A 12,178-nucleotide genomic window follows, 5' to 3' on the forward strand; every position below is an offset into this window, starting at 1 on the left:
ACCTGGCACAGGTCTTCTAACATTTCATAACAACAACGATGGATACTATGCGGAGGCAAAATGCCTGGTAATACACACAACAGCAGAACGTCAAACAAGATGATGACGTTTTTTGTCTGCTTCCTGGCCGCTCTGGCTGGCCTGCTGTTCGGTTTAGATATTGGCGTCATCGCCGGGGCGCTACCGTTTATTGCTAAAGACTTTAACGTCACCAGCCATCAACAAGAGTGGATCGTTAGCTCAATGATGTTTGGCGCGGCAATCGGCGCAATCGGCAGTGGCTGGATGTCTTCTCGTTTGGGGCGTAAAAAGAGCTTGATGGCGGGCGCGATTCTGTTCGTTATTGGTTCACTGCTCTCAGCTACCGCCTCAAACCCGGAAATGCTGATCGTGGCGCGCGTTATTCTCGGCCTGGCCGTTGGTGTTGCCTCCTACACCGCGCCGCTGTACCTCTCTGAGATCGCGCCGGAAAAAATTCGCGGCAGTATGATCTCGCTGTATCAGTTAATGATCACCATCGGGATTCTGGCCGCCTACCTTTCCGATACCGCTTTCAGCTTTACCGGCAACTGGCGCTGGATGCTGGGCGTCATTACTATCCCGGCGATTTTACTGCTGATTGGCGTTTTCTTCCTGCCTAATAGCCCACGCTGGCTGGCGGCGAAAGGTAACTTCCGCGATGCGCAACGCGTCCTTGATCGCCTGCGCGATACCAGCGAACAAGCCAAACGAGAACTGGATGAGATTCGCGAAAGTCTGAAAATTAAGCAAAGCGGCTGGGGGCTATTCCAAAGCAATAGCAATTTCCGCCGTGCGGTGTTCCTTGGCGTGTTGTTACAGGTTATGCAACAGTTCACCGGCATGAATGTCATCATGTACTATGCGCCGAAAATTTTTGAAATCGCCGGTTTTACCAATACCACCGAACAGATGTGGGGAACCGTCATCGTTGGGCTGGTGAACGTGTTGGCAACCTTTATCGCGATCGGCTTGGTTGACCGTTGGGGTCGTAAACCAACACTGACGCTGGGCTTCCTGGTAATGGCAGCCGGTATGGGGATCCTCGGTACCATGTTGCATATGGGCATTCAGTCGCCGGGCGCGCAATATTTTGCGATTGCCATGCTGCTGATGTTTATTGTCGGCTTCGCAATGAGCGCCGGCCCGCTGATCTGGGTGCTGTGTTCTGAAATCCAGCCGCTTAAAGGGCGTGATTTCGGTATCACGGTCTCCACCGCAACCAACTGGATTGCGAACATGATTGTCGGCGCTACCTTCCTGACGATGCTGAGTTCGCTGGGTAACGCCAATACCTTCTGGGTATACGCGGGTCTGAATATCTTCTTTATTCTGCTGACGCTGTGGCTGATTCCTGAAACCAAAGGTATTTCGCTGGAGCATATCGAGCGTAACCTGATGTCCGGTAAAGCTTTGCGTAATATCGGCGCACGCGATTAATCCCTTTCGGGGCGGGAGAAGTGCTTCCCGCCCCGAACAGTATTGTTTTCTCCCTACTAGCGCCGTATTCTCCTTGCCATGAAATCCCCTCGCCTTCCCATTGCTGTACAGCAAGCTGTGATGCGTACGCTGCGTGAAAAATTGCAGCAGGCCAACCAGCGCCTTGAACGACACTATCCTGAGCCCGCCCTTGTCTATCAACAGCGGGGAACCGCTGCAGGCACCGCGTGGCTGGAGCGCTGGGAAATTCGCCTCAATCCGGTGTTGTTAATGGAAAATCAGCAGGCATTTATTGACGAGGTGGTTCCTCATGAATTGGCCCACCTGCTGGTGTGGAAACATTTTGGCCGCGTCGCGCCGCACGGTAAAGAGTGGAAATGGATGATGGAGAGCGTGCTGGGGATCCCGGCGCGCCGTACCCACCAGTTTGAAGTCCACTCGGTACGGAGCCGGACTTTTCCCTATCGTTGCCGCTGCCAGCAACACCACCTCACGGTTCGTCGTCATAACCGAGTGATGCGCGGCGAAACCGAATATCGCTGCCTACAGTGTGGCGATATTTTACAGCCGGGCGAAAAGTGATGCCGTGTCCTCAAGGCGGTCGATAAGATTCGTGCCTGCCTTTTCAATCTGTTACCCTGCGCGCTGATTTAAAAACCGCACTAAAGTTGGAATATGACTCGCAACATTGTAACGCTACTGTCCGGTCTGCTACTGCTCTCCCCGCTCACCGCTTACAGCCTTAATTTGAATAACTACCATCAGAATAGCTTCCAGCAGGCTAAAACCTTTGCGGCAAACATTAATGCCGATGCGCCGGGCTCTTTCTACTGTGGATGTAAAATTAGCTGGCATGGTAAGAAAGGCGTGCCGAATCTGGCCTCGTGCGGCTATCAGGTACGTAAAAATGCCAACCGCGCCCACCGTATTGAGTGGGAACATGTCGTGCCGGCCTGGCAATTTGGTCATCAACGCCAGTGTTGGCAAAACGGAGGGCGGAAAAAGTGTGCCAAAGATGCCGGTTATCGCCGTATTGAGAGTGACTTGCACAACCTCCAACCGGCGATTGGTGAAGTGAATGGCGATCGCGATAACTTTATGTATGGGCAGTGGAATGGCGGCGGCGGACAATACGGCCAGTGCGCGATGAAGGTGGACTTTAAAGCCAAGCGCGCCGAACCGCCAGCGCGCGCACGCGGTGCGATTGCCCGCATCTATTTCTATATGCGCGACCGCTACCAGTTAACGCTCTCCAGGCAACAGACGCAGTTGATGACCGCCTGGAACCGCCAGTATCCGGTCTCTGCCTGGGAATGCGAACGTGATAACCGCATCGCCCGCGTTCAAGGGAATCATAACCCGTATGTTCAGCAAGCTTGCCAGCGCTAAAATCCCTGCCCTACACTAGGCATCTCTATTTTGCCGCACGGTAGCGCCGTGCGGCGGTTATCGATCAGGACTCGCATGCGAATACCCCGCATTTATCATCCCGAACCGTTACAGGTGGGAAGTGAAACCGCGCTAAGCGAAGAGGCCGCCAATCACGTGGGCCGTGTGCTGCGTATGGCCAGCGGTGACACGCTGGAGCTGTTTAATGGCACTAATCTGACTTTTAGCGCTGAAATTGTGCACGCCGACAAAAAGCGCGTTATGGTAAAAATCCTCGCCAGCCACGCCGATGATCGCGAGTCACCGCTACATTTGCATCTGGGTCAGGTCATGTCGCGCGGCGAGAAGATGGAGTTTACCATCCAAAAATCTATCGAGTTGGGAGTCAATGTCATTACGCCCTTATTTTCCGAGCGTTGTGGCGTGAAGCTGGATGAAGAACGCCTGGCGAAAAAGATTCAGCAATGGCAGAAGATTGCTATCTCCGCGTGCGAACAGTGCGGACGCAATGTGGTGCCGTCCATTCGCCCGGCAATGACGCTGGCGGCCTGGTGTGCGGAAGAAGAGAGCGGGTTAAAACTCAATCTCCATCCGCGCGCGCAGCAGAGCATTAACACGCTACCGCAGCCGCTAGAGCGGGTTCGCTTATTAATTGGCCCCGAAGGGGGCTTATCGGCGGAAGAGATCGCCATGACGGCGACCAAAGGGTTTACCGATATTCTGTTAGGGCCGCGCGTGTTACGCACTGAAACCACGGCGTTAACCGCCATTACCGCCCTACAGGTACGGTTCGGCGATTTAGGATGAGGAATTAACATCCTCATTCAACCCGTTGCGTTAAACGGCAACGCTAAATTTATGCGAATCTGCGGCACCAGGACACCGATACTGTCCTGACGAGGAGAATAAAATGATCAAGCTTGGCATCGTAATGGATCCCATTACCTCAATTAACATTAAAAAAGACTCCAGCTTCGCCATGTTGCTGGAAGCACAGCGCCGCGGTTATGAAATTCACTATATCGAGATGGGCGATCTCTACCTGCGGCAAGGCGAAGCGCGCGCGCGTACGCGTCTGTTGAGCGTGGAGCAGAACTATGAACAGTGGTTTACCTTCAACGGGGAGCAGGACATCGCACTGGCCGATCTCGACACGATTTTGATGCGTAAGGATCCCCCGTTCGACACCGAATATATTTACTCCACTTACATTCTGGAACGTGCCGAAGAACAAGGCGTATTGTTGGTTAACAAACCGCAAAGCCTGCGTGATTGTAATGAAAAACTGTATACCGCCTGGTTCCCGGAACTCACCCCGGATACGCTGGTAACGCGCAGCGCGCAGCGTATTCGCGAGTTCTGGAAACAGCATGGCGACATTATTCTCAAACCGCTGGATGGCATGGGCGGCTCTTCAATTTTCCGTGTGAAACAAGACGATCCCAATATCGCGGTGATTATCGAGTCGTTGACCAATCACGGTCGCTTTTACTGCATGGCGCAAAACTTCATTCCGGCAATTAAAGAGGGCGATAAGCGTGTGCTGGTGGTGGATGGCGAGCCGGTGCCCTATTGTCTGGCGCGTATCCCCCAATCGGGAGAAACACGCGGTAACCTGGCGGCCGGCGGCCGGGGCGAAGCGCGTCCACTGACGGAGAGTGACCTGGCCATTGCTCGCCGTGTTGGCCCGGCGCTGAAAGCAAAAGGGTTAATCTTTGTCGGTCTCGACATTATCGGTGATAAACTGACCGAAATTAACGTAACCAGCCCGACTTGCATCCGTGAAATCGAGGCGGCTTTCCCGGTCTCGATTACCGGTATGTTAATGGATGCGATTGAAAAACGCCTGGCCCGTTAGAGTATTCACGGCCTAAAGAGCGCGCGGCGGAGCAAAACGTTGGCGCGCGCCGGTGGCAATAACGTTTAACAACCTATTGCCGCCGGTTATAACCCGCAGACAGAACGAGTGACAATGAATTTACAGCACCATTTTTTGATTGCTATGCCGGCACTACAAGATCCCTTCTTTAAACGATCGGTGGTGTATATCTGTGAGCATAATGATGAAGGCGCAATGGGCCTTATCGTCAATAAGCCGATGGAGAACTTAACCGTGGATGGCATTCTCAAGAAACTGAAAATTTCACCCACGTCACGCGATCCGGAGCAAAAACTGGATAAACCGGTTTTCGCCGGTGGCCCACTGGCGGAAGACCGCGGTTTTATCCTTCATTCCGCGCAACGAACATTTAATTCCAGTATTCGTATTTCCGATAACACAGTCATCACCACCTCGCGCGATGTGCTTGAATCGCTCGGTACTGATGAACAACCACAGCATGTGCTGGTCGCGCTGGGCTATTGCGCATGGGAAAAGGATCAGCTGGAAGGCGAATTGCTGGAGAATGCCTGGCTTACCACGCCCGCCAATAGCAATATTCTGTTCCATACGCCTATCGCCGAGCGCTGGCGCGAAGCGGCGAAAAGTATTGGTATTGATATCCACAATATTACCAGCGAAGCGGGTCACGCCTGATGAATATGACGTTACTGGCTTTCGATTACGGCACCAAAAGTATTGGCGTGGCCATTGGCCAGCAACTCACCGGTACCGCTCGCCCACTTGCTGCGCTCAAAGCACAGGATGGCACGCCGGACTGGCAGCAAATTGAGCGCCTGTTAGCCGAGTGGCAACCTAACCGCGTGGTGGTTGGCCTGCCGCTGAATATGGACGGCACTGAGCAACCTCTCACCGCCAGGGCACGTAAATTCGCCAACCGTCTGCATGGCCGTTTTGGCGTACAAGTTGAGTTGCAGGATGAGCGGCTCAGTACCGTGGAAGCACGGGCAGACTTGTTCGCGCGCGGCGGTTATAAAGCGTTAAATAAGGGCAGCGTTGATTCATTATCCGCAGTGATTATCCTTGAAAGCTGGTTTGAAAATAGCGGGCTACCGCACTCCTCGTAAACCCAATGCAGGCATCGTTCCGGGCGCTGTTTACACCTCTTCCGCCACCAACCCCGCCGAGACTCGCTCACGCAAACACTGTTCGAAACTCTGCATTCCCGCCTGCGCGCCGGTTTGCAGCACTGCCGGTAACTGGTGACTTTTCCCTTCGCGAATCAAATTCGCCACCGCAGGCGTATTCAGCAACAGTTCGAACAATGCCACGCGCCCACCTTGCCTCGCCGGGACTAAACGCTGGGCGATAACCGCTTTCAGGCTCCCCGCCAATTGGCTGCGCACCGCGCTCTTTTCTTCGCCGGGAAAGACATCCACCAACCGCTCAACCGCCTGCGTCGCGCCACGGGTATGTAAGGTGGTTAATACCAGATGGCCGGTTTCCGCCGCGGTCAGCGCCAGACGAATGGTTTCAATATCGCGTAATTCACCAAGCAAAATCACGTCAGGATCCGCGCGTAGCGCAGCACGCAAACCCTGCTGATACGAGCAACAATGCTGCCCAATCTCACGCTGCTGAATCAATGAATGCTGACTGTGATGGACAAACTCAATCGGATCCTCGAGGGTTAAAATATGCCGGGCGCCACGCTGGTTCAGCGCCGCCACCATTGCCGCCAGCGTGGAGGATTTGCCGCTCCCGGTCGCGCCAGTCACCAAAATTAAGCCGTCACGCTCTCTTAATAATTTCTCAATCATCTTTGGCGCCTGCAAAGCCTCAAGAGCCATAGGCGTGCTGGCGATCAGCCGTAGCGCCAACGACAACCCGGCGCGCTGCTCAAACAGGCTGGCGCGCACACGCGCCCCCTCTGCGGCGGAAAAAGCGAAATCCACCTGACCGCTTGATTCAAAGCAAGCCTGCTGTGCCGCAGTCAACCAGCGGCGAGCCCATGATTCCAGCAACGCGCCATCAACTACCGTTTGCCCGGGAACCGCCTCCAGCACGCCATCACGCCGCCATTGTGGTAAATGTCCGCTGCAAAGATGCAGATCGGCGGCATTATGCTTTACACTAAGGGCCAAGATTTCTTCTATATCCATACAATTTCTCCTGACTATGACCTCAATTCAGCACAACTTACAGGAAACGCGCCAGCGCATCGCTGCGATAGCTGAACGCTGCGGCCGTTCTCCACAGGAAATTACTCTGCTTGCAGTCAGTAAAACTAAACCTGCGAGCGCCGTCGCAGAGGCTGCCGATGCCGGGCAAATCGCCTTCGGCGAAAATTATGTTCAGGAAGGGGTGGAAAAAATTCAGGCGTTGAGCGAGCGCAGCCCGCTGGAGTGGCACTTTATCGGCCCGCTGCAATCCAATAAGAGCCGTCAGGTCGCGGAGCATTTTGCCTGGTGCCATACCGTTGATCGAATACGGATCGCCAGCCGCCTTAGTGAGCAACGTCCGGCGCATTTACCACCGTTAAACGTGCTGATCCAAATAAACATCAGCGATGAGCACAGCAAATCTGGCATCATGCTGGAGGAATTGCCAGCGTTGGCGCAGGCGGTTGCCGCGCTACCTAACCTGCGCTTACGCGGATTAATGGCGATCCCGGCGCCGGAAAATGATTATCAGCGCCAACTTACGGTAGCTAAAAAGATGGCCGATGCGCTCGCCACGCTAAAACAAAAACACCCATTCGTCGATACGCTTTCTCTGGGAATGAGCGACGATATGGAGGCCGCGATTACGGCCGGTAGCACCATGGTGCGCATTGGCACCGCCATTTTTGGCGCGCGAAGTTATGCCGCGACCACTCACAACAAGAACTGAGGAACTACATGCTAACGCTGACTTTTTTGGTCAAAACCCTGATCGATCTCTACGTCATGGTGTTGTTACTGCGCATTTGGATGCAGTGGTCACGCTGTGATTTCTATAACCCGCTGTCGCAATTTATTGTCAAGGTCACTCAGCCGATCCTCAAACCGCTGCGCCGCATCATCCCGGCCATCGGGCCGGTGGATACCGCCTCGCTGCTGTTAGCGTTTGTGTTAACGACGTTAAAGTACCCTATTTTGCTGTTGATTCAGGTTGGCGCGCTTTCCGTCGACCCAATGAATCTACTGGTCGGCCTGTTATCATTGATTAAGTCCGCTGGTTATCTGGTGTTTTGGGTCATCATTATCCGCTCGTTAATGAGCTGGGTCAGCCAGGGCCGCAGCCCGATTGATTATGTGTTAATTCAACTGACCGAACCGCTGATGGCGCCGATTCGTCGCATTTTACCGGCGATGGGCGGCATCGATTTTTCAGCGATGATCGTCGTATTAATCCTGTATATGCTTAACTACCTCGGCATGGATCTGTTCCCAGGCCTGTGGTACCTGCTGTAACGCGCAAAGAGAATTTATTGTTATGCAAAAAGTAGTGCTGGCGACCGGCAATCCGGGCAAAGTGCGTGAAATGGCCGATTTGCTGTCGGCCTTTGGCCTGGATATTGTGGCGCAAACCGACCTTGGCGTGGAATCCGCCGAGGAGACCGGTTTAACCTTTATCGAAAATGCCATCCTCAAGGCGCGTCATGCGGCGCAGATTACCGGTTTGCCGGCTATCGCCGATGACTCCGGCCTTGCCGTGGACGTTCTTGGCGGCGCGCCGGGCATTTACTCCGCGCGTTATGCTGGCGTCGACGCCAGCGATCGGCAGAATCTGGAAAAGCTGCTGGATGCATTAAAAACGGTGCCGGATGGTCAACGTCAGGCACAGTTCCACTGCGTCTTGGTTTACGTTCGTCATGCCGAAGATCCGGTGCCGCTGGTGTTTCACGGTAGCTGGAGCGGCGAAATTGCGCGTGCTGAAGCCGGTGCGGGTGGTTTTGGCTACGATCCAATTTTTTATATCCCGTCGCTGGGGAAAACTGCCGGGGAATTAAGCAAAGAGGAAAAACGCGCCGTTTCCCATCGCGGGAAAGCGCTAACGTTGCTGCTGGATGCCTTACGCAATGCTTAATCTGCCTCCGCTTAGCCTGTATATCCATATTCCGTGGTGCGTACAGAAATGCCCTTATTGCGATTTTAATTCGCACGCGCTGAAGGGCGAAGTGCCGCATGAGGAGTACGTGCAGCACCTACTGGCGGATCTTGAACAGGATTTGCCGCTCACCGCCGGGCGCACGGTACAGACGATATTTATCGGCGGCGGAACGCCAAGTTTGCTCAGTAGCGAAGCAATGAGCCAATTGCTGGATGGCGTGCGCGCTCGGTTACCGCTGGCGCCTGATGCCGAAATTACGATGGAAGCAAATCCAGGTACCGTCGAGGCCGACCGCTTTAGCGCGTACCAGCGAGCGGGCGTTAACCGTATTTCGATTGGCGTGCAGAGTTTTAGCCCGGAAAAGTTAACGCGTCTTGGGCGTATTCACGGCCCGCAAGAGGCTAAACGCGCAGCGCACCTGGCCGCCGATTTGGGCTTGCGGAGTTTTAACCTGGATTTGATGCATGGTTTGCCTGACCAGTCGATAGAACAGGCGTTGGATGATTTACGTCAGGCTATTGCGCTTAACCCACCGCATCTCTCTTGGTACCAACTCACCATTGAGCCGAATACGCTGTTCGCTTCGCGTCCGCCGGTGCTACCGGATGATGATGCGCTCTGGGATATTTTTGAGCAGGGTGATAAGTTGCTGACCGCTGCCGGTTATCAGCAATATGAAACCTCGGCGTACGCTAAAGCTGGCTATCGCTGTGAACATAACCTCAACTATTGGCGCTTTGGCGATTATCTCGGTATTGGCTGTGGCGCACACGGTAAGTTGACCCAGGCCGACGGGCGGATTATCCGTAGCGCGAAAACCCGCCATCCACGTGGTTTTATGGCTGGAAATTATCTTGATAAACAGCATGAAGTTGCCAACAGCGATAAGCCGTTCGAGTTTTTTATGAACCGTTTTCGTCTGCTGGAAGCAGCGCCACGTGTGGAGTTTAGCCGTTATACCGGGCTGGATGAATCGGTTATTCGTGCGCCGCTGGACGAAGCGTTGCAGCAAGGCTATCTGACGGAGACCCCGGAAACCTGGCAGGTTACCGAGAAGGGTAAGCTGTTTTTGAATTCGTTGCTGGAGCTGTTTTTGGCGGAATAAATTGGGCGGGATGGGCCTCCCCATCCCTGCACAGAGCCTGGCAGGGCTAAAATTTGAATACGAGGTGAAGCCCGGTTAGTGGTTTCGGTATTGCGCAAAAATCCCACAAGATTAAAATGGCTTTTACCCGATGGAGGGGCACAACATAATGGATTAACTAAAAGCGTAATGCGCTTTTATGACAAGGAAGGTAGCCATGTCGGCATTAAAACTCCCCTGCGTTATATTCAGGTCGCAAAAATGGATGGATGACTACGGCGCTGCAGATATGCGCTGTGGGGATTTAACCGAAACACAATTACGCCGCTGTTTCTTACTTAATAGCGTCTCTTCGCAGGTTGATCCTTATACGCTGACGCGTATTACCCCGTTTCAACTACCGCAATCGCGTTTTCACGGTTCACGTCCGCCGGGCAGTGGCGCCAGTTTAACCCGCCAGCAATGTGCCCGCATTCTGTTTGATGAAATGCGTGTAAGGGCGAAACTGTTTTCATTTTGGGGGCCGTATCGTCATGTTATTGATCGGATGATTACCCATATGCAGTACAGTAATGGGATGCCGTTTCACGATCCGTGGTTAAATAGGGCCTTGCGGGAACAGATAATTAATGACAAGAAAGATGAAAGTTCGCTCCTGATAATAAAAGATGTCTTAGATAAAAAAATTGACTGGAATACTTATACCTTTTCTCAGGATAATTTTAAAATAATTCAAAAAGCATTAAGTTCCAGTATCTTACCAAAGTTCATTCGCTTCCATGATCAGATTAATGGTTTAGGTATCAGTGTACATGATACCTGGTCAACGCAGATCACACTAAGGTCGCTTCAAATTAAAGATAGTGGCTACCAAGCTATTATTCATTATAAAGTACAGGATCACTTCGGCTTGGATCATCATGATATGCTTAAGCAGCAGTTCCACCAGTTCTACTTCTTTCGTATCTGGTTTATTCTGCAACGCTATGAAAAACTGGCTCACCGACCATTTATGACCAATATGGAAGCGACGATAGTGATAGAAGGAAGAAAAGGATGAAAAAATATCTGTTAGTCGCGATATTGATCGCTGCCACAATTGGCTGGTGGGGATATCTTAAGTCGCATCCGACAACGTTAGTTGCCACCCATAAGATGGGAGAAAAGGGCTTTATCAGCGTGGTCCTGATCAAAAACCCGCCCTTAACAGATAGTGGAAAAATAACCTGGTGGAAGGATAATGCAAAATATTTTCGGGATAAGTATGACATCCCAAGCTCTGCCATAAACGATTATTTTTATATAAAGATATGGGATTTCGCCGATGGCTATAAACCTTTGGAAAAATATGATCGACTCTGCTTTGAAGAGATGAAAACCCAATATAACTGTATCGATAAAAACTGGGTAATGACCATCTCTAATACCCGAAACGGGGAGTTGAGATACAGCATGGGTGAATCCGCCTGGCTGGAACAGAAAGACGGCTCGTTGGTGAAAGTAAAATAACCTCAGCCACAGTAGGGGCGATGCACCCACCGCCCACCACCACAGATTATTTCAAACCGGCCTGCAGAGCCTTACGCTGCGCTTCCAGACTGGTCACGCGGTTACACACTTCATGACCAAAGTTTTGGAAATCCTGCTCCTGCTTGTTCCACTCGGTCTGGATAGATTGCTGTAACCCGCCCAGGTTGCCCATAATCGCCTGTAATGGATTATCACTCTTACCAGCTTGCTTCGTCCCCATCTCATTCAGGCTATCCTGCACCACGCCGCCGAGCGCGTTTTGCACCAAGCGCTCGCCATCCTGACGCACCTGATCGATCGCCTGATGGTGAAAGGTCAAACCATCGCTACGATGTTCAATAATGCGGTTCATCTGCTGTTTGAGTTGTTCATCAAGCTTGGTTAGACGGTTACGCACATTACTGTCGGAACCAAGCTTCTGCACGATCACGTTATCCAACGCCGCCCGCCCCTTTTCCAGACGCTGCGAAGCGCCCTGATCGACCCACGGCAAATCGCGACGTAACGCGGTTTGATAATCGATCGCTTTCTGGCGCGTGGCATTATCGACATCGATCTTTTTGCCGTTGTACTCAACATCACCTTGCGGAGAAATCACCAGATTACCGCTGGCCCCCACCACCTGCACGCTTTGTGGCGCAATTACCACATCATCCTGCGGTTTTACGCTACATTCATAAGCGGCCTGTGCCTGCACGGCAACCAGCAATAACGTCCCTGCCAGAGTTTTACCAATCATGATGACTCCTGAATAAAAAAGCGGTATCCCGCGACGCTACTGC

General features: G+C 52.6%; 15 protein-coding genes. 13 read left to right on the forward strand and 2 right to left on the reverse strand.

What is annotated here, in order from left to right; translation table 11 throughout:
- Positions 1–60 precede the first annotated feature (60 nt).
- From PMPD1_RS18480 to ruvX, 7 genes are all read left to right on the forward strand, one after another.
- The gene (locus tag PMPD1_RS18480) at positions 61–1,458 is read left to right on the forward strand and encodes a sugar porter family MFS transporter (protein WP_173635419.1); all 1,398 of its coding nucleotides are present in this window, start codon (positions 61–63) and stop codon (positions 1,456–1,458) included.
- A 78-nt stretch (positions 1,459–1,536) separates the two neighbouring features.
- On the forward strand, positions 1,537–2,040 hold the full coding sequence (locus PMPD1_RS18485) for a SprT family zinc-dependent metalloprotease (RefSeq protein WP_173635420.1): 504 nt from the start codon (positions 1,537–1,539) through the stop codon (positions 2,038–2,040).
- A gap of 93 nt (positions 2,041–2,133) precedes the next feature.
- On the forward strand, positions 2,134–2,847 hold the full coding sequence (gene endA, locus PMPD1_RS18490) for a deoxyribonuclease I (RefSeq protein WP_173635421.1): 714 nt from the start codon (positions 2,134–2,136) through the stop codon (positions 2,845–2,847).
- Positions 2,848–2,922: 75 nt separating this feature from the next.
- On the forward strand, positions 2,923–3,654 hold the full coding sequence (gene rsmE / locus PMPD1_RS18495; protein WP_173635422.1) for a 16S rRNA (uracil(1498)-N(3))-methyltransferase: 732 nt from the start codon (positions 2,923–2,925) through the stop codon (positions 3,652–3,654).
- 103 nt (positions 3,655–3,757) lie between these two features.
- Complete coding sequence (gshB, locus tag PMPD1_RS18500) at positions 3,758–4,705, forward strand: glutathione synthase (RefSeq protein WP_173635423.1); 948 nt, start codon at positions 3,758–3,760, stop codon at positions 4,703–4,705.
- A gap of 114 nt (positions 4,706–4,819) precedes the next feature.
- On the forward strand, positions 4,820–5,383 hold the full coding sequence (locus PMPD1_RS18505; protein WP_173635424.1) for a YqgE/AlgH family protein: 564 nt from the start codon (positions 4,820–4,822) through the stop codon (positions 5,381–5,383).
- Positions 5,383–5,814, forward strand: a complete 432-nt coding sequence (gene ruvX / locus PMPD1_RS18510) for a Holliday junction resolvase RuvX (protein WP_173635425.1) — start codon at positions 5,383–5,385, stop codon at positions 5,812–5,814. Before PMPD1_RS18505 ends, ruvX begins: the two co-directional genes overlap by 1 nt.
- A gap of 30 nt (positions 5,815–5,844) precedes the next feature.
- On the opposite strand, the gene PMPD1_RS18515 is transcribed toward ruvX, so the two are convergent.
- The gene (locus PMPD1_RS18515) at positions 5,845–6,849 is read right to left on the reverse strand and encodes a type IV pilus twitching motility protein PilT (RefSeq protein ID WP_173635426.1); all 1,005 of its coding nucleotides are present in this window, start codon (positions 6,847–6,849) and stop codon (positions 5,845–5,847) included.
- Positions 6,850–6,865: 16 nt separating this feature from the next.
- Here PMPD1_RS18515 and PMPD1_RS18520 point away from each other — a divergent pair, with 16 nt between their 5' ends.
- The 6 genes from PMPD1_RS18520 (at position 6,866) to PMPD1_RS18545 (ending at position 11,375) form a co-directional block, all read left to right on the forward strand.
- Entirely contained in the window at positions 6,866–7,579 is a 714-nt protein-coding gene (locus PMPD1_RS18520) for a YggS family pyridoxal phosphate-dependent enzyme (protein ID WP_173635427.1), read from the forward strand.
- Between the two features lie 8 nt (positions 7,580–7,587).
- Complete coding sequence (locus PMPD1_RS18525; RefSeq protein ID WP_173635428.1) at positions 7,588–8,142, forward strand: YggT family protein; 555 nt, start codon at positions 7,588–7,590, stop codon at positions 8,140–8,142.
- Positions 8,143–8,164: 22 nt separating this feature from the next.
- On the forward strand, positions 8,165–8,758 hold the full coding sequence (gene rdgB / locus PMPD1_RS18530) for an RdgB/HAM1 family non-canonical purine NTP pyrophosphatase (protein WP_173635429.1): 594 nt from the start codon (positions 8,165–8,167) through the stop codon (positions 8,756–8,758).
- A complete protein-coding gene (gene hemW / locus PMPD1_RS18535; protein ID WP_173635430.1) occupies positions 8,751–9,887 on the forward strand; it encodes a radical SAM family heme chaperone HemW in 1,137 nt (378 codons plus the stop codon). Before rdgB ends, hemW begins: the two co-directional genes overlap by 8 nt.
- 196 nt (positions 9,888–10,083) lie before the next feature.
- Complete coding sequence (locus tag PMPD1_RS18540) at positions 10,084–10,926, forward strand: DUF3289 family protein (RefSeq protein WP_173635431.1); 843 nt, start codon at positions 10,084–10,086, stop codon at positions 10,924–10,926.
- Positions 10,923–11,375: a DUF943 family protein gene (locus PMPD1_RS18545; RefSeq protein ID WP_173635432.1), complete on the forward strand. Its 453-nt coding sequence runs from the start codon at positions 10,923–10,925 to the stop codon at positions 11,373–11,375. The genes PMPD1_RS18540 and PMPD1_RS18545 overlap by 4 nt, the downstream gene beginning before the upstream one ends.
- Positions 11,376–11,421: 46 nt before the next feature.
- Here the strand turns inward: PMPD1_RS18545 and PMPD1_RS18550 are convergent, their stop codons facing one another.
- A complete protein-coding gene (locus PMPD1_RS18550; protein ID WP_173635433.1) occupies positions 11,422–12,135 on the reverse strand; it encodes a YggN family protein in 714 nt (237 codons plus the stop codon).
- Positions 12,136–12,178 lie beyond the last annotated feature (43 nt).

Source organism: Paramixta manurensis (genome assembly GCF_013285385.1).
Classification (GTDB): Bacteria; Pseudomonadota; Gammaproteobacteria; order Enterobacterales; family Enterobacteriaceae; genus Paramixta; species Paramixta manurensis.

Bases quoted from the DNA above. Each gene is read 5' to 3' on its own strand.
- PMPD1_RS18480 (WP_173635419.1), top strand. From the start codon at position 61: ATGCCTGGTAATACACACAACAGCAGAACGTCAAACAAGATGATGACG.
- PMPD1_RS18485 (WP_173635420.1), top strand. From the start codon at position 1,537: ATGAAATCCCCTCGCCTTCCCATTGCTGTACAGCAAGCTGTGATGCGT.
- endA (WP_173635421.1), top strand. From the start codon at position 2,134: ATGACTCGCAACATTGTAACGCTACTGTCCGGTCTGCTACTGCTCTCC.
- rsmE (WP_173635422.1), top strand. From the start codon at position 2,923: ATGCGAATACCCCGCATTTATCATCCCGAACCGTTACAGGTGGGAAGT.
- gshB (WP_173635423.1), top strand. From the start codon at position 3,758: ATGATCAAGCTTGGCATCGTAATGGATCCCATTACCTCAATTAACATT.
- PMPD1_RS18505 (WP_173635424.1), top strand. From the start codon at position 4,820: ATGAATTTACAGCACCATTTTTTGATTGCTATGCCGGCACTACAAGAT.
- ruvX (WP_173635425.1), top strand. From the start codon at position 5,383: ATGAATATGACGTTACTGGCTTTCGATTACGGCACCAAAAGTATTGGC.
- PMPD1_RS18515 (WP_173635426.1), bottom strand. From the start codon at position 6,849: ATGGATATAGAAGAAATCTTGGCCCTTAGTGTAAAGCATAATGCCGCC.
- PMPD1_RS18520 (WP_173635427.1), top strand. From the start codon at position 6,866: ATGACCTCAATTCAGCACAACTTACAGGAAACGCGCCAGCGCATCGCT.
- PMPD1_RS18525 (WP_173635428.1), top strand. From the start codon at position 7,588: ATGCTAACGCTGACTTTTTTGGTCAAAACCCTGATCGATCTCTACGTC.
- rdgB (WP_173635429.1), top strand. From the start codon at position 8,165: ATGCAAAAAGTAGTGCTGGCGACCGGCAATCCGGGCAAAGTGCGTGAA.
- hemW (WP_173635430.1), top strand. From the start codon at position 8,751: ATGCTTAATCTGCCTCCGCTTAGCCTGTATATCCATATTCCGTGGTGC.
- PMPD1_RS18540 (WP_173635431.1), top strand. From the start codon at position 10,084: ATGTCGGCATTAAAACTCCCCTGCGTTATATTCAGGTCGCAAAAATGG.
- PMPD1_RS18545 (WP_173635432.1), top strand. From the start codon at position 10,923: ATGAAAAAATATCTGTTAGTCGCGATATTGATCGCTGCCACAATTGGC.
- PMPD1_RS18550 (WP_173635433.1), bottom strand. From the start codon at position 12,135: ATGATTGGTAAAACTCTGGCAGGGACGTTATTGCTGGTTGCCGTGCAG.